This is a genomic window from Paenibacillus sp. FSL K6-1096, from assembly GCF_037977055.1.
Lineage (GTDB): Bacteria > Bacillota > Bacilli > Paenibacillales > Paenibacillaceae > Paenibacillus_AQ.
Genome location: NZ_CP150274.1, coordinates 6,200,948 through 6,217,942 on the forward strand (window position 1 = coordinate 6,200,948; position 16,995 = coordinate 6,217,942).

Here is a 16,995-nt window from a genome sequence, read left to right on the forward strand (position 1 = left end):
CCGCATAGTACAGGTTATGATGGGGAACAGAGGGACATGACTTCCGCCTGTGGGAATAGGAGTTATTCATGTGGAACGTCTGCAATAATAAGGTAATGGAGGCTCAAAGTCATGGAATTATTGAAACAGCGGATTTTGGAGGAAGGGGTCGTCGTTTCGGATCAGGTGCTGAAGCTGGACGGTCTGCTCAATCACCAGGTCGATCCGGCGCTGACGATGGAAATGGGACGGGAGTTTGCCCGCAGATTTGCTGAGGCCGGGGTTACGCGTGTAGTAACCGTGGAATCCTCGGGAATTGCCGTGGCATTTGCCACCGCATATGAGATGAACGTGCCGCTGGTGTTTGCCCGCCGCAAAAAAACGCTGCTAGCCGATCCCGACGCTTTATGCGAACGGGTGCCTTCTTTTACCAAAGGGATTGTTACGGACATTATGCTGTCCCGCCAGTACATCTCTGCGGATGACCGCGTTCTGTTCATTGATGATATCATCGCCAACGGCGACGCTGCCCGCGGCCTGATCAAGATCATTCAGCGCTCCGGCGCCGAGCTGGTGGGCCTTGGTGTAGTTGTCGAAAAAAGCTTCCAGGCCGGCGCACGCACCATCCGCGAACAGGGAATCCGGCTGGAGTCACTGGTCAATATTACCTCGCTCAGCGAGGGAACGATTGTATTTGGATAAGACTGGCGCGCCTAATTTGAAACATCTGCTTTTCACCCTATAAGTTTTCCTTTATAATAAAAGTCAGACATGAGAGAGGAGGCGTCACAATGGGGAAAGAACCGGTGACAGAGCAATTTTTTATTGATAAACTAGCCGAGGCTAAGGATCATTTCGAACGTGCGCTGGATTGCAAACACACGGAGTTCGACGATTTGTATCCCTATATGATCGAACATCCTCAGTTTTTCTGGTACAAACGTTACGTCGCTTGGTCGGAGCTTCTGACAATCACAAGTTTGTGTGAGGAACTGTCGTTTAACTGGAGACAGACCTTCACTGAGCATCAGGTAGAATATCTGGAAGAACGAGTGATGTCCGCTAAAGTTCTTGACTTCTGGTTTGAGAAGAATGAGGCGCTGATATAATACAGGTTGAACTGGCAGTACCGGACCCGGATGATTATCATTTGGGTCTTTTTTTTGACCGGATGTCTGCATAATCGGACAAGCTAATAACAGAGAGGGGAGCAGTATACTTATGATCAGTGATGAGCAACTGGATGCCTACCGGATTTCCGGTGAGCGGATCAGAGTCGTGCGCGACGGACTGGCGAGCAATGATATCAGGGGAATCGTGCTGGCCTGGGACGAGACCCAGGTGATGATCCGGCGTCCGAACAAGCATGTGGTGAAGCTGGACCGGAGATACCTGTATCAGCCGGTGAGCGAGCCCAGACCGGAAGCCTATACCCCGGAATGAGCGGAGAATGGAGGTCAAGATGAGTCATCATAATCAAATAGCGATAGTCACCGGCGGTGCGGGCGGAATCGGGCGCTGTATTACCGAAGAGTTCCTGAAGGCCGGGGCCACGGTTGCCTGTATCGATACGGATGCCGCAGCCGGACGCTGGCTGGAGGAACGGCACGGGATCGAGAAGCTGTTCTTCTATGCCGGAGACATCGCGGAGCAGTCTGTGCTGGACGAATTCACTGCACAGGTGGTCAGCCGGTTCGGACAGGTGAATTATCTTATAAACAATGCCTGTATCAGCAAAAAAGGCCTGCAATCAGAATGCAGCTATGAGGACTTCGAGTACGTGCAGCGGATCGGGGTTACTGCGCCGTATTATCTGACGCTGCGGCTGAAGCCGCACTTTGCCCAGGGGGCTGCAATCGTCAACATTTCCTCCAGCAGACAGTTTATGTCCCAGGCGGATACGGAGAGTTATACGGCAGCCAAAGGCGGCATCGGCGCCTTGACCCACAGCTTGAGCGTAAGCCTGGCCGGTAAGGTCCGCGTAAATGCGGTCAGCCCGGGCTGGATCGATACGACAGCCTACCACGGCACGGAAGAGGTTGCGGAGCCGGTTCATTCTCTGCCGGACCGCCTGCAGCATCCGGCCGGGCGGGTCGGAACCCCGCAGGATATTGCGGCGATGGTGCTGTTCCTCTGCAGCGATGCAGCAGGCTTCATCACCGGGGAGAATATAAGCATTGACGGCGGGATGGGCCGGCTGATGATCTACCACGGGGACGAGGGCTGGACCTATAATCCTGGAGGTCAATCATGAAGCTGCCTGTTATTAAGAATGCGCAGCAATTAGCTGAACTGGTGAGGGAGATCGGCTTCCTGCCTATGTTCCGCTCTGAGATTGCAGGCTTTTCTCTGGAGGAATGCACTCCTGCGGGCTACTGGTTTGTCAAAGGGGTAGCGGGACCGTGGGAATGGCGCGAGGAGATTGCCGCAGCGGGCGAGATCGCGTATGCGAAGCTCTTCAACCGCAAGGCCGGATTCATCAGCAGAGCATGGTACCCGGACTTCGCCAATTACCGACGGGACGGATATGACTTCGATGCCAGATATGATGACGGGCTGGCCTCGATGCCAAGCAAACGGATCATGGACGTGCTTCTGGAGCATGAGCAGGGTCTGCTCACTACTGAGCTGAAGGGACTCGCCGGCTTCGGCGGCCGGGGGCTAAGGGCTTCGATACAGCCCTGACATTGCTGCAGATGCAGACGTACATTACAGCCAGTAAATTCGAGTATAAGCTGGACAAGCATGGCCATCCCTACGGCTGGGGTATCGGGCGTTATGCCGTCAGCGAGCATGTATTCGGAGCAGACTGGGTGACTTCGCGATACAGCGATCAGCCTGAGGCCTCGAAGGCGCGGATTGTGGAGCATACGGCCAAGCTGTTCCCGGAGGCCGGAACGAAGCAGCTGGAGAAGGTCTTGAAGTAAGGTTAGTCGTCACAAAACCCAAACACCATCGCTCACACGCAGGCCCCTGGGCCAAATGTATGCGAAAAACCGATTACAATCGCTCACGCGCAGGCCCCTGGACCAAATGTATGCGAAAAACCGAACACAATCGTTCACACAGGTAGCGTCAAGAAGTTTGTGTAAGAGAGTAGAAGTACCTCACCGGGGTTACGGGTTGGGGTGTAGTGTTTCTGGGGGAGGGGGAACCCCGACCCCCAGAAACTGGATTTCTCTGCTACGCCTCTTCCGGTGCGGGCAAAGAAGGGTAGCGTGTTTCAAATAGCTCTTTTAGCTTCTTTTTAACGGCATCCACGCCAAAGCCTTGGGTGACCCGCCCTGCATGACGTTCATTGTATTCCAGCATCTCCAGGTACACGATTTTCTCTGCCGCATCCATGTTCGTCAGACTGTTCATCGGTTTCAGACGCTTGCGGATTTCCTTGTTCATGCGCTCGATAGGGTTCGACGTGTAGATCGCTTTACGGATCGACTCCGGATACTTGTAGAACGTCAGGAGTGTGGATAACTGTTCCTCCCAGGACCTCATTTCCTTCGGATACAGCTTGTTCCACTTCGCTTTGACCGTATCAAAGTTCGCCCGGGCGACCACTTCATCCGGTGCGGTATATACGGTTTTCAACGCTTCAATGACATCGGTTTTGTGCTCCATCCGGATTTTAGGGAACGTGGCCCGCACTTTGTGCACTACGCAATGCTGTACATCGGCCTGAGGATAGGTCTCTTTAAACGCCGCATCCAGACCTGGTAGCCCGTCAAACACACCCAGCAGGACTTCCTGCGCTCCGCGGTCGTACAGGTCTTTGAGTACCTCCCGCCAGCCATTCACTCTCTTGGCCGCCGACGTAGAACCCGAGAATTTGACGCTGTCCCTCCTCGTCAATTCCCATCGCAAAGTAGACCACTTCGCCACGAACCGTACCCCGTTTCAGCTTCACGTACAGCCCATCCAAGTAGATGACGGAGTACCGTTTGCTCAGGGGACGTTTCTGCCACTGGTGGATATCGTCCAGCACCGTAGCCGTAATATTGCTGACCGTGGTGGGGGAGTAGTGGCTGCCAAACATACTTTCAATGAACCGGGCCACATCCCGCGTACCCATGCCTGATTTGTACATTTGGATGACGGCCTCTTCTAACCATCCGTCCCGCCGCTGGTACGGCTCAAACAGCTGCGTCTGGAAAAGGCTTTGGCGGTCCCGGGGCACCTGAAGATCCTCAATATGGCCGTATCTCGTGTGCAGATCCCGTGTATAGTATCCGTTACGACTATTATTGGCACCGGCTTCTTCACTGTCCATAAACCCCTGAATTTCGGCACGCAGGAGTGATTCCATGTTCTCTTTCATGAAGTCTTTAACAAGTTTTTCAAATAGATTATTCAGAGAACTTTCGGGTAAAATATTCATTGGTAGGGTTCCTCCTTGGTGGTTTCGCAATCCCGAGGATACCCTACTTTTTTGGTGCCTGACTAGGCTCCAAATTCTGGTACACAACTTACTTTACGCCATCTTCACACATAGGCACCTGAGCCAAATGTATGCGAAAAAGCGAACACAATCGCTCACACGAAGGCCCCTGGACCAAATGTATGCGAAAAACCGAACACAATCGCTCACCCGCAGGCACCTGGGCCCAATGTATGCGAAAAACCGAACACAATCGCTCACACGCAGGCACCTGAGCCAAATGTATGCGAAAAACCGAATACAATCGTTCACGCGAAGGCACCTGAGCCAAATGTATGCGAAAAACCGAATACAATCGTTCACACGCAGGCATCTGGGCCCAATGAATGTATGCGAAAAACCGAACACAATCGCTCACGCGCAGGCACCTGAGCCAGATGTATGCGAAAAACCGAACACATTCGCTCACACCGCCACCACCGTATCATAAATTGACCTGCACTCGCACCAAGAGCCTCGTCCGCAAAAGGACGAGGCTCTTCATGTCAGCAATACTTAAATGGACATCGCCATCTGTTCAGCATGTTCCTCGCCGGGAAGTACGGAGGCGAGCTCGGCGCCCAATCCGAGATAAGCGCGCATACGCTGCATCATCTCAGCCCGGAAGCCGGGCCACAGGATGTGAATCTCGCCTACGTATCCGCGGCAGTTATACTCAGCGGTCACGCCGCGCTGGTCCTGGCGCACGGTGTTGATCTTCAACTGGCTCACGGTCAGCTCGCGGGTAACCTCCTTAAGCATCAGGGACGTCTTCTTCGTGGCGCTGGATACCAGCTCCATGTAGAGCTGAGGAGTCTTGAACAGGCCGCTCTTGCCGATCGCACGGCAGTCACGCTCGAAGACTTTATGAATAAACGTTAGCAGCAGATAGCTTCTCACCAGGGACAATTCATCTTTGGTTATATTCTCAGGAAGTGTTGGTATAGTTAGGGGAGTTCTCTTGGTAATCGCCATTATAAATCACCTCATTTATAGTATGCGAACCTTTGTTCTCATTATACATCGAACAGTCCATGAAATGCAATATTTAACATGAAATTTATGGATTGCAGCAAAAAATAAATTATTCTTGACTCATTCTTAGCGGCATGGTAAGATCTATCTTGTGGCTGCGGAAGTTAGCCAACTGAATATGCGGTCATGGCGGAATTGGCAGACGCGCTGGCTTCAGGTGCCAGTGGTAGCAATATCGTGGAGGTTCGAGTCCTCTTGACCGCATTATCCTAAAATGAATCAGCTCTTGAATCAGTCCTTTTGACGGTTCAGGAGCTTTTTGTTTGATTGGTTAGATCTGATTGATAATAGGAATTAAGTGTGCCAATATAGTTTTGCTATTGAAATAGGCCGCCTGTATTGTTTATGATAATATCTATGATATTCAATAAATCTTGAGTAGGTAGATTATGAATTTAAATGACAATATATTAATTAAGATTCGTGAAATGAGGGAAAGCTTTACTCCGGTTGAACGGCTCGTCGGAGATTATATTCTGGAGAACAAAGAAGAGATCCCCCATTTATCCATTAAGGAATTGGCCCAATCGAGTAAGACTAGTGATGCCTCGGTCCTGCGGTTCTGTAAAACAATGGGCTACAGCGGATACCGCAATTTTATTGTGAGTATATCAGCTTCTTTGGGTTCCCGTGATGAGGATGCAAAGGCCCAATATACAGATATTCAGCCGGGTGATGATCTCCCGACCATTATTTCAAACATTTCGCTCAACAACATGAAATCCATTGAGGACACACTTAGTGTGGTTGACCGGAAAGAGATCGCAAGAGCAGTAGAAGTGCTGTGTCATAGCAAAAGAATTGTTTTCTTTGGCATAGGGGCATCCGGAATCGTGTGTATGGACGGGGAACAGAAATTCTCACGCATTAACAAGATGTGTCATGCTTATACGGATGGTCATAGCCAGCTTACTGCAGCAACCTTACTCGGACAAGATGATGTTGCCATTTTTATTTCTAACTCTGGTGCAACCAGTGACATTATTGACGCTCTGATCATTGCCCAGAAGAATAAAGCGACATGTATTGCGGTTACCCGGTACAACAAAAGTGAGCTTGCGGTGCGGGCAGATATTGTTCTTAGCATATCTACCCCTGAAATAACGATCCGCAGTGGTGCCATGGGCTCGCGTATTGCTATGCTGACAATCGTCGACATCCTGTTTGCCGGTGTGGCAAGTGCAGAATACGAGCAGGTAAAAACCTCTTTAACCAATACCCATAATATTTTGAAGAAAAAGCTCAGATATTAAGTACTCGAAATGGATTTGGAGAAGCATTGATCGGTCATCGGTCAATGCTTTTTTTATTTCTTCTTAGCGATGTCAGATTATCTACACCATAAAATGTTTGATTGTGGCGAATCTAATGATTCGTTTTTCGAGAATACGGCAGAAGAAGTGACAGAAACGTTTGACAAAAGTGAGAATTGTTTATTGTAAGCGCTTTATAAATGTGGTATAACTGATTATACGAGATACTGAAATAAAAAATCGGAATAATACTCATAAATAAAATTTTATTTCAAAATCTATTGACGGCTTTGGGGATATAGATTAGTATAAAAATTAATAAATGTATGATATTCTAACATGAATTGTTAGATATACGTAATTTATATTTAACAAGAAGGAGGATGACTATGAATGACTACCTTGCGGGATTAACCACAGAAGCCGTGAATCCGGACACCCTGATGATTGATGAATGTACCACTGAACAAATGGTTCAGTTAATGAATCAGCAGGATGCTCTGGTCTCCGCAGCCATCGCTAACGAAATCCCGCAGATTGCAAGAGCGGTAGATATTCTGCACCACAGGCTGTCTGCTGGCGGGAGAATGTTTTATATAGGAGCCGGCACATCCGGAAGATTGGGTGTTTTGGACGCTTCTGAATGTCCTCCTACCTTTGGTACAGATCCTTCCATGGTACAAGGATATATCGCTGGGGGTGATATTGCTTTACGGAGTGCGGTTGAAGGCTGTGAAGACGATGAGGAGGCAGGGATCGCATTAGTCGATAGCATCGGGGTGACAGACCGGGATGTAGTGATCGGCATTTCGGCAAGCGGGAGTGCCAAGTTTGTGATTGCAGCTTTAGTGAAGGCGAAGGAGCTTGGGGCAGCTACCATCGGTGTATGCAACAACAAGGGCTCGAAGTTTGAACCCATTGCAGATATTTGTATATCACCTGTTGTAGGGCCGGAGGTCATTAGCGGCTCGACCCGGTTAAAGGCGGGAACGGCTCAAAAGCTGGTGCTTAATATGCTGACAACATGTACTATGGTCAAGTTAGGGAAAACCTATAACAACTTAATGGTTGATCTCAGAGCCAGTAATTTCAAGCTGGTCGACCGCTCCCTCCGCATTATTATGAGTACGACGGGTGTTGACACCCAGACCGCCTCAGAGACACTTGAGCAGGCAGGAATGAATTGTAAGCTGGCCATCATGATGATTAAAACGGGGTTAGATGTAGTGGCGGCAGAAGAAGCGCTTGAAGCAAATGGAGGACGCCTGAAGCAAGCGATCCTGTCAGTGAATTAAGACGCAGGAACAGGAATCGCCGGATGGATGCTTGTGAAAATTAAGGAGGCTGCTATCGATGAAAAAAAGAAAAGGTTTAACGCTGTTGTTGTCGGCAATCATGATGATGTCGCTGTTATCCGCCTGTGGAGGGAAAGGAAATAACACTGCGGGTTCTGCAAATTCCGGAAACACAGGCAGCAGCGGTGCGGGAAAAGATACGATAACCGCATTATTGCCTCCGGTATCAGCTAATTACCAGGCCCGTTTTGCGGATATGGAAAAAGAATTTAATGCACTGCATCCTAATTTGACACTGAAAATCGAACCGGCGAGCTGGGAGGATATGACACAAAAGCTGGATACACAAGTCAATGCAGGCTCCCCTCCGGATATTGCCTGGATCGGTGCCTCCGGACTTTCGAAATATGCGGCACTGGATGTACTAATCGACCTGAACACCGTCCTGTCTGACGAAGTTAAGGCGGATTATGACGAAGTTCCAATGAAGTATTTTCAATTGGGTGACGCCCAGTACGGCCTGCCGGCGTATATGGAAATCCACACGATCGGCGGTAATAAACAATTCCTCGAAGAAGCCGGAATTGACTGGAAGAGTATTCAGCAAAACGGCTGGACCTATGATGAGTTCCGGAAAGCTATTTCCAAGGGTGTAGTCAAAAATGATAAAGGTGAAACCAGCCGTTACGGTTTCGTATTCGCGACCTCCGGTGTAGCTTCTAAGGACTACCTGGCTATTCTTGCGAAAACAGCAGGTCTGCCGGATTACTTCGATAAAGACCTCAAGTACACGTATACCAGCAAAAAATTCCTGGGTCTGCTGACAGCGATCCGTGAAATGATCGACGATGGTTCGATGCCTAAAGAGTTAAGCTCCATCGATGCCGGCAAACGCTGGAATATGTTCCTGACCGGCCAAACGATGATCACGGGTAAAGGCTTGTCAGCATTTGAAAACTCCGCCCGTCTGAACAATGAGAAAATTAAAGCGAACGATGGATCAGCGGTTGCGGATTCGATCGAAGTGGATTACATTTCCCTTCCGGTTCCAACCTTCAACGGTGCCGATTATATCCCTACTTCTATTGTGGATGGTTATATCGCACTCCGTGGTAAGAAAGAGCCTTCAGAAGAGCATATCAAAAATATTGCCCTGGCGATGAACTTCCTGTCTTCCGGTTCGATTGCTGCCAACTATAGTAATGAGCTGTTCTTAACACCAATTACCGAGTCTGCACGGAATGCAGAAGTGCTTGAACAGTTCCCGCGTAATGAAGACAACGTTGCTGCAGGTCAAGCTATGATGGCCAAAGCACTCCCGGCCCGTACAGATATTCCTACGGAGCAGGCTGCTGAAGCGCTGAAAATCGAAACAGAAGTGATCATTCCTAAACTGCAGGCATTGCTTGCCAATGAGATCTCCCCGCAAGAGATGTACGATGCAGTGAAAGCAGCCGCCGTCAAATCCTTCGGTGAAGATGGTGTGGTCGCTGACTAGATTGTCATATAGGCCGGCATGTGAAGTGAAAGCTGTACGAGGCTTAAACGTACAGCTTTCCTTCTGAATTTTGGCAAGCAGAAGGTACTTTTTTTGAAGAAGAGAGGTGCGGCCCAATGAATCAAATGTTGACCAAACGAAAAAAGCTGAAGCTCGAAAGTGACACCGGTTGGGGATACGCGTTTATCGCAGTAGCACTTATTGCATTTTCTTTATTTACTGCCTATCCGGTAATCAATGCTTTTATAATCAGCCTGCAGAAATATCGTCCGCTAGGGTCCACTTATGTCGGCCTGGAGAACTTCGTCAATTCCTTTTCGGATGAGCTGTTCTGGAAAGCACTGAAGAATACATTAGTCTATACGCTGTTAACTGTCCCGTTTAATATTTTTCTGTCCTTCCTTGTGGCCATTCTGATTATGCCTTTTAAGAAAAGAACACAAACGATATTTAAAGCGGTCTATTATTTGCCGGCTGTAGCTTCAGGTGTATCGCTTGCTGTCGTATGGCTGTGGATCTTTGATCCGTTAAAATCAGGTATTGCCAATCAGGTGGTTGGTTTGTTTGGAATCAGCAATCAGAACTGGCTTGGTTCCAGTGCAACGGCCATGTTCTCACTTGTATTAATGTCCTGGCTGTCAAGTCATGGTACAGCGATCATTATCTATCTGGCTGCATTGCTTAGTATTGATAACAGTTATTATGAAGCAGCTGACATTGATGGAGCGACTTTTTTGCAAAAGCTGCGGTATATTGTCATCCCTTTCCTTAAGCCAACAACGCTATTCCTGCTGGTTACAGGGGTCATTGGTTCCTTCCAGGTGTTCCAGAACGCTTATCTGATGACAGGCGGCGGACCGGACCATGCCACAACCATGGTAGGATTGTTAATCTTTAACAATGCGTTCACATACTTCGAGTTTGGTGAGGCAGCGGCCCAATCCTTACTTCTGGCAGCGGTAATTGCCTTGATCTCATTCTTCCAATTTAAATTTTTAGGTAAAGACATAGAATACTAGGAAAGGGGCAGAAGCATATGGGGTTGTTCAACAATAGTATCAAAAGCAAAGGGTCTGTGTTCGCCCGTAATGGTCTGATCATTACATGTCTGCTCCTGTTTGCTGCAGCGACCATTTTCCCGATCTACTTTATGATCATTTCCTCGTTCGGTGATCCGGTAGAAGCGGGCGCAATGAGCTATTCGCTGATCCCGGCGAAGATTTCCTTTGAGTCTTATAAATTCTTTTTTAACTTCAGCGCCCATTCCTGGGATTGGTTAATAAATTCTTTTATAGTAGCAGCCTGTGTTACGGTATCGAACGTATTTTTCGCCACGCTTGCAGGATACGCTTTTGCCAAAATGAAATTTAGAGGAAAAGGCATCCTGTTCGCGATTTTGCTGGGGTCCATGATGATCCCTACTCAAGTCACCCAGGTTCCGCTGTATATATTGATCGTAAATATTTTTGAACTGCAAAATACGTATACAGCGCTGATTATGCCAAGCATTGTCACGGTGTATAACATTTTCTTGGTCAAGCAGTTCATGTCCTCCATTCCGGTTGAAATTATTGAAGCTGCCAAAATTGAAGGCTGCTCCCAGCCTAAAATCTTCTGGTATATCATTATGCCGCTGTCCAAAACGGTGATGGCGGTACTGGCGATCCTGACGTTTATGGCAGCATGGAATGACTTCTTCTGGCCGTTCCTGGTGACCAACACCATGGATATGCAGACGATTCAGGTGGGGCTCAAAAACTTCCGTTTTGCGAATACCACTTACTTTGCACCTATGATGGCCGGCGCAACCATTTCTGCGGTTCCGATGTTTATTTTGTTCTTCAGCTTACAAAAGTATTTCCTTGAAGGCGTAGCCGTCGGAGCGGTGAAAGGCTAATGGGCGGCCCATCGGAAGTAAATGTTACCTATCTGGTTGGCTTGATGTCCGGCACATCGGTAGACGGTATTGATGCCGCGGTAATTAAACTTTCTTCTACGCCGGATAAAGAGTACGGAATAGAGACGGAATTACTGGCTTTTGAGAACACTCCGTTTCCAGTGCATGTCAGAAGCTCGATATTCGAGCTGTTTGATCCTTCCAAGGCTACGGTGGATAAAGTAGGCGCAATGAACATGTGGCTGGGGGAATTATACGCCCGGGCTGCCATGTCGGTGATCCGCAAAAGCGGACTTATGCCTTCCCAAATACTCGCGATAGGATCACACGGCCAAACGATCTATCATGCACCGGAGGAGAAGAGGATGGACGGCTATAACCTGCACTGTACGGTGCAGATCGGGGAAGGTGCAGTGATAGCCAACCGGACGGGCATTCCCTGCATATCCGATTTTCGGGTTGCTGACCTGGCAATGGATGGACAGGGGGCGCCACTCGTGCCTTTTACTGAATATTTATTGTTTAACCATCCGGAGACAACCTCACTTCTGCAGAACATTGGAGGAATAGGGAATGTAACGGTTCTTCCGGCAGATGCTTCTCCCGAAGAGGTGTATGCTTTCGATACAGGGCCCGGAAATATGATTATTGATGGTCTTGTAGCCCATTTATTTGCGCCAATGACGATGGATGCCGGGGGGGCAATTGCTGCGGGCGGTGAGGTGATTGATCAGCTTTTGAAGTGGATGCAGCAGGATGAATATTATACGCTGCCTTTACCGAAATCGACGGGCAGAGAGCGGTTCGGACAACCATATGTTGCACGAATACTTCAGATGATGGAGGAGCATCACTGGAAGGCTGAGGATGTGATTGCCACAGCTACACGCTTGACAGCATGGAGTATTGTGGACAGCTATGAACGGTATATTGCACCCCGGCATCAGGCTCAGCAATTGCTGATTGGCGGCGGGGGGAGTTATAACCTGACGTTAATGCGTGAGTTGCAGCAGTTATTTGCCCCCTTTGGAGTGCAGGTGCTGACACAGGAGGATATTGGCGGCAATAGCGATGCCAAGGAAGCCGTCGCATTTGCTGTGCTGGCTTATTATACGATGAACCGTCTGCCGAATAATATCCCCCAGGTAACCGAAGCTTCCCGGCCGGTAGTTATGGGCAAAATTTCTTGGCCCCATCCGGAATTTAGGAGGGTTGAATGATGCAAATCAGACTCTTCTCCATGGAGGATCTTTCTGCAGTGGTGGCACTCTGGAACCGGGAGGCTACCAAATATGACTACAAGCCGTTTACGGAGCAGGAATTTCAGGACACCTTCATCAATCATGCTTATTTCGATGCGGAGTGTATGTGGGTAGGCTGTAATGAACAAGGGATTGCCGGTTTTGCAGCCGGCTGCAGCGGGGATGATCTTCCGCTCGGCGATGTGGCCGGCTATATTACGTGCGTAATTATCGATCCGGGAGCCGCTTCTTTAGAGCTGTATGATGCCTTTGTGCTGCGCATGGAAACAAGATTCCGGCAGCTTGGCAAAAGTCAGGCAGAGGTGTTGTTCTTCAACCCTGTTAAGCTGAAATGGACGATTCCAAGCGCACCGCAACATGAACACAATAATGCACCGGGAATTAGTAAAGACCAGCCGTTATATGATGCTTTAATCGCCAGAGGGTATGCGGACCGGGCGACACAATGCGGCATGTACCTGAGGCTGGGCAGCTTTAGTGTGCCTGAAGATATTGCAGTCAAAGAATATAAGGCCAACCGTAAAGGCTATCAGGTTACTCATTATGCCCCCGCTGTTCATACAGGGCTTGAAGCCATGCTTGCTGCCCTGCAGAATCCGCAGTGGGAGAAGGATGTCGCTGCGCATGTAAAGAATGGTGAGCCTCTTGTGGTGGCTGTTCATGGCAGTGAGGTTGTGGGTTTTGCAGGGCCAATTATGACAGAACCGGATGGCCGGGCATTTTTTTGCGGGATCGGGGTACACCCGGAGTATGAGGGGCATGGTCTCGGCAGTGTCCTATTTTTCCGGATGGTTGAAACTTTTCAGCAGGCAGGCTGTCAATATATTTCTTTGTTCACTGGCAGCAATAACCCGGCTCTTCAAATCTACCATAAAGCAGGATTTCAGAATGAAAAACAATTTTCTATATTGCGGAGGGAGCTGTAAGGATGAGCGGAAAGTTGACAGTTTTAGCGATTGGAGCGCATGTTGGGGATGTGGAATTGGCGTCCGGCGGTGTACTGGCCAGCCATAGCTTAAAAGGAGACCGGATCGTAACCCTGGCTTTAACTCCAGGTGAAAGAGGCGTGCCGGCCGGGCAGGAGTTGCAGGAGTACCGTCAGCAAAAAATCAAAGAGGCGGGAGTATTTGCTGATATGCTGGGCGGTGAAGCCGTTGTTTTTGATTATTGTGACGGAGAGCTGCCTGATAATCAGCAGATCCGGCTGGAGGTCTGCGATGTGATCCGCCGCGTGAAGCCGGACATTATCATCACCCATTGGAAGAACAGCATGCATAAGGATCATGCACTGACCCATTATATCGTGAACGATGCAAGGTTTTTTGCAAGTCTGTCTTCTTTCGAGCGTGAGCTTCCTGCTCATTTTGCGGCAAAGCTGTATTATTCGGAAAACTGGGAAGATGCTGTGGACTATGTTCCTTACGTATACGTGGATTTTGATCAGGCAGCCTTTGATTTATGGATTGAGGCTTTGAGCCAGCATTGGTTTGTGACGAACAGCAAGTCTTTTAAATACATGGATTACTATAAAGCGTTGGCCGTTGTCCGGGGCTGTGAAGCAAGAAAGACCTATGCCGAAGCCTTCATGGTACCTGCCGAGACGATGAAGCTCAGACAATCGGGTCTTGCGTGATATGGTGTTGAACGGAATTGACTCTATCGCAAAGTATATTCATCTGTTTAAAGGTAAACGTGTGGGGTTAATTACAGCGCCGACAGGGCTTGCCAAAGATTTCAGATCAACCATTACGATCTTACACGAACATTGTAATCTTACGGCTATGTTCTCGCCGGAGCATGGTGTCCGCGGAGATTTGGATGCCGGGGCATTAGTGGAGACGTATACGGACCCCTACACCAATGTTCCGGTCTACAGCCTGTACCGCAAAGATTCCAAGCGTTTAACAAAGGAAATGCTGGAGAAGGTAGATATCCTTGTGTATGACATCCAGGATGTTGGTGTACGGTATTATACCTTCATTTATACGATGCTGTATGCTCTTGAGGATTGTGCGGCGGCGGGGGTGGAATTTGTTGTTCTCGACCGGGTGAATCCGCTGAACGGGGTGAACGTGGAAGGGAATATCTTACAGCCCGGCTTCAAATCCTTTGTCGGGAATTATGAGCTGGCTGTCCGGTACGGCCTGACCGCAGGTGAAGTGGCTGTCATGGCCAATGATCAAATGAACTGGAAGGCAGCGCTTCATGTCGTCCGTCTGGAAGGCTGGGAACGGAGCATGTCCTTCCCGGATACTGGCTTAACCTGGGTTCATCCTTCACTGGGCATCCCCCGGTATGAGACAGCGTTGTTATATACAGGCACCTGTTTATTTGAGGGAACCAACTGCTCCGAAGGAAGGGGCACAACCTTCCCCTTTGAAATGATTGGTGCTCCCTTTATTGAGGCGCAGCAGCTGGCAGATGAGATGAACGCATTGCGGCTTCCAGGCGTGTATTTCCGTCCCGTTCATTTCAAGCCAACGGCATCCAAGCATGCTGGAGAGCTGTGCGGCGGCGTTCAACTATATATTACAGACCGCCAGGTGATCAAGCCGTTAGAGGTTGGCGTAACCTTATTATTTACGATAAGAGATTTGTTTGAGCTCTTTGCCTTTCTGCCTCCCGTGAAGGAGGGCTCACGTCCTTTTATTGATTTGCTGGGCGGAAGCAGCATCTACCGTACGAAGGATATTCAGGCCAAGCAGCTGCTCGAACAGTTTGCAGAGGATAGCAGGCAATTTGCAGAAATGAAACAGCAGTATCACTTATATCACTAGCGGATGGTGAATAGCGGATGAGAACGATAGAACAAATGAGCTTGCGTGAGAAAATCGGGCAAATGTTCGTAACAGGCTTTCCCTCAACGGAGATGTCCCCGGAGCTGAAGGAGGTCATTGAGCAGTACAAGATCGGGAATATTATTTTATTCTCCCATAATATCAGCAATAAATATCAATTAGGCGGGCTTGTAACAGAGCTGCAGCAATGGTTCACCACCCATACAGGCATTCCGGGCTTTATTACCATTGACCAGGAAGGCGGCCGGGTGACCCGAATGCCCAAGGACGCGACGAATGTAGCCGGAGCCATGGCCATTGCCTCTTCTGGACGCCCTGAAAATGCTTATGCAGCAGGCAGAATAACGGCCCGGGAGCTACAAGCATTAGGCATTAATTTCAACCTGGCGCCCGTGATGGACGTTAATAGTAATGCACTCAATCCGGTAATCAACGTCCGCTCTTACGGCGATTCCGTTGAGACAGTATCGCAGTACGGGATTCAAATGATGAAGGGCCTGCTTGATGGCGGCGTAATGTCCTCGCTGAAGCATTTTCCCGGTCATGGGGATACGGATGTCGACTCACATGTTGGCTTGCCTGTCATTAACAAAACGGTGGAAGAGTTAGAACAGCTTGAGCTGCTGCCCTTTAAGGCTGCCATCGGGCAGGGTGCCCAGGCCATCATGAGCGCACATATTTTATTCCCGCAAATTGAAACGTCCGGTGTGCCGGGAACGATGTCTTATACGATTATTACAGAGCTGCTCAAAGAGAAATTGGGATTTACCGGGCTGGTTGTATCCGATTGCTTGGAAATGGATGCGATCAAGCGCTATTACGGGACGGCCAAAGGTGCATTGGAAGCCATTAAAGCAGGGATCGATCTGGTGTTCATCAGTCACACGCCTGCAACGGTTAAAGAAGCGGTTCATTTAATAGAAGAAGCTGTAGCAGCCGGTGATCTGGATGAAGCGGTTATTGATGCAGCCGTCGCCAAAATTTTAGCCTACAAAGCCCGCTATGCGGATATTGGGGAACCGGATTACGGGATCGTGGGCTGCGGGGTACACCGCCGGGCGAACGAGCTGATGCGTACGGAAACGATCTGTCTGATTAAAGGTGAGATCGAGCCCGTTCAGGCAGGTGACGGGGAGGTGTTGTTTATGGGCTCCTATGCCTACCGGACCGATCTGGCCGCCAGCAGTGTAAATCAGGAGCTTAGCTTCCCGCAGTATATGGGTGAGCATTTCACTGCAGCGTACGAGCTGATCAGCATTGATCCGGACGAGGAGCAGATTAACGCAGTGCTGCAAAAGGCTGAAGGGTACAAGCATGTGGTTATCGGGCTGTTTAATGCGCGTGAAAATACAGGCCAGCTGGCGCTTGTGCAGAAGCTTGTGGCGGCAAACTGTAAAGTAACGGCAATTGCACTCGGCCGGCCTTATGATTTAGCTTTAATCGAAGGCGAATATTGCGGCATTGCCGCCTTTGAATATACACCGGATGCGTTCAAGTCCCTTATTCCCATCCTGAATGGTGAGGTCACACCAGCTGCCAGCATTACGATTCAGCTATAGGGGGA

17 protein-coding genes, 1 tRNA gene and 1 pseudogene are annotated in these 16,995 nt (G+C 49.2%); 17 read left to right on the top strand and 2 right to left on the bottom strand.

What is annotated here, in order from left to right:
- Positions 1-111 precede the first annotated feature (111 nt).
- From MHI24_RS27235 to MHI24_RS27260, 6 genes are all read left to right on the top strand, one after another.
- Positions 112-681: a xanthine phosphoribosyltransferase gene (locus tag MHI24_RS27235; protein ID WP_340022667.1), complete on the top strand. Its 570-nt coding sequence runs from the start codon at positions 112-114 to the stop codon at positions 679-681.
- Positions 682-770: 89 nt separating this feature from the next.
- On the top strand, positions 771-1,088 hold the full coding sequence (locus MHI24_RS27240; RefSeq protein WP_340022668.1) for a hypothetical protein: 318 nt from the start codon (positions 771-773) through the stop codon (positions 1,086-1,088).
- Positions 1,089-1,200: 112 nt separating this feature from the next.
- Positions 1,201-1,422, top strand: a complete 222-nt coding sequence (locus MHI24_RS27245) for a hypothetical protein (protein WP_036725081.1) — start codon at positions 1,201-1,203, stop codon at positions 1,420-1,422.
- Between the two features lie 19 nt (positions 1,423-1,441).
- Entirely contained in the window at positions 1,442-2,233 is a 792-nt protein-coding gene (locus MHI24_RS27250; RefSeq protein ID WP_340022669.1) for an SDR family oxidoreductase, read from the top strand.
- Positions 2,230-2,664 (top strand): hypothetical protein, encoded by a 435-nt coding sequence (locus MHI24_RS27255; RefSeq protein WP_340022670.1) that lies wholly within the window; start codon positions 2,230-2,232, stop codon positions 2,662-2,664. Before MHI24_RS27250 ends, MHI24_RS27255 begins: the two co-directional genes overlap by 4 nt.
- Positions 2,665-2,666: 2 nt before the next feature.
- Positions 2,667-2,906 carry a hypothetical protein gene (locus MHI24_RS27260; protein WP_340022671.1) on the top strand — a complete coding sequence of 80 codons (240 nt, stop codon included), beginning with the start codon at positions 2,667-2,669 and terminating at the stop codon, positions 2,904-2,906.
- A 256-nt stretch (positions 2,907-3,162) separates the two neighbouring features.
- Here the strand turns inward: MHI24_RS27260 and MHI24_RS27265 are convergent.
- Both MHI24_RS27265 and MHI24_RS27270 read right to left on the bottom strand, forming a co-directional pair.
- Positions 3,163-4,354 (bottom strand): annotated as a pseudogene (locus MHI24_RS27265) (IS256 family transposase).
- Positions 4,355-4,909: 555 nt separating this feature from the next.
- Entirely contained in the window at positions 4,910-5,368 is a 459-nt protein-coding gene (locus MHI24_RS27270; protein ID WP_340022672.1) for a hypothetical protein, read from the bottom strand.
- Positions 5,369-5,548: 180 nt separating this feature from the next.
- On the opposite strand from MHI24_RS27270, the gene MHI24_RS27275 reads away from it, so the two are divergent.
- From MHI24_RS27275 to MHI24_RS27325, 11 genes are all read left to right on the top strand, one after another.
- Positions 5,549-5,632, top strand: a tRNA-Leu gene (locus MHI24_RS27275).
- 185 nt (positions 5,633-5,817) lie between these two features.
- Entirely contained in the window at positions 5,818-6,681 is an 864-nt protein-coding gene (locus MHI24_RS27280; RefSeq protein ID WP_340022673.1) for a MurR/RpiR family transcriptional regulator, read from the top strand.
- 389 nt (positions 6,682-7,070) lie between these two features.
- Positions 7,071-7,976, top strand: a complete 906-nt coding sequence (gene murQ / locus MHI24_RS27285; RefSeq protein WP_340022674.1) for an N-acetylmuramic acid 6-phosphate etherase — start codon at positions 7,071-7,073, stop codon at positions 7,974-7,976.
- Between the two features lie 58 nt (positions 7,977-8,034).
- Complete coding sequence (locus MHI24_RS27290; RefSeq protein WP_340022675.1) at positions 8,035-9,474, top strand: extracellular solute-binding protein; 1,440 nt, start codon at positions 8,035-8,037, stop codon at positions 9,472-9,474.
- 116 nt (positions 9,475-9,590) lie between these two features.
- The gene (locus MHI24_RS27295; RefSeq protein WP_340022676.1) at positions 9,591-10,493 is read left to right on the top strand and encodes a sugar ABC transporter permease; all 903 of its coding nucleotides are present in this window, start codon (positions 9,591-9,593) and stop codon (positions 10,491-10,493) included.
- A 17-nt stretch (positions 10,494-10,510) separates the two neighbouring features.
- Positions 10,511-11,371 (top strand): carbohydrate ABC transporter permease, encoded by an 861-nt coding sequence (locus tag MHI24_RS27300; protein ID WP_340022677.1) that lies wholly within the window; start codon positions 10,511-10,513, stop codon positions 11,369-11,371.
- Positions 11,371-12,591 carry an anhydro-N-acetylmuramic acid kinase gene (locus MHI24_RS27305; RefSeq protein ID WP_340022678.1) on the top strand — a complete coding sequence of 407 codons (1,221 nt, stop codon included), beginning with the start codon at positions 11,371-11,373 and terminating at the stop codon, positions 12,589-12,591. The genes MHI24_RS27300 and MHI24_RS27305 overlap by 1 nt, the downstream gene beginning before the upstream one ends.
- On the top strand, positions 12,588-13,559 hold the full coding sequence (locus MHI24_RS27310; protein ID WP_340022679.1) for a GNAT family N-acetyltransferase: 972 nt from the start codon (positions 12,588-12,590) through the stop codon (positions 13,557-13,559). Before MHI24_RS27305 ends, MHI24_RS27310 begins: the two co-directional genes overlap by 4 nt.
- Positions 13,560-13,561: 2 nt before the next feature.
- On the top strand, positions 13,562-14,266 hold the full coding sequence (locus tag MHI24_RS27315; protein WP_340022680.1) for a PIG-L family deacetylase: 705 nt from the start codon (positions 13,562-13,564) through the stop codon (positions 14,264-14,266).
- Between the two features lies 1 nt (position 14,267).
- Positions 14,268-15,410, top strand: coding sequence for a DUF1343 domain-containing protein (locus MHI24_RS27320; RefSeq protein WP_340022681.1), 1,143 nt, complete (start codon positions 14,268-14,270; stop codon positions 15,408-15,410).
- Positions 15,411-15,427: 17 nt separating this feature from the next.
- Positions 15,428-16,990 (top strand): glycoside hydrolase family 3 protein, encoded by a 1,563-nt coding sequence (locus MHI24_RS27325; RefSeq protein WP_340022682.1) that lies wholly within the window; start codon positions 15,428-15,430, stop codon positions 16,988-16,990.
- The last annotated feature ends 5 nt before the right edge of the window (positions 16,991-16,995 follow it).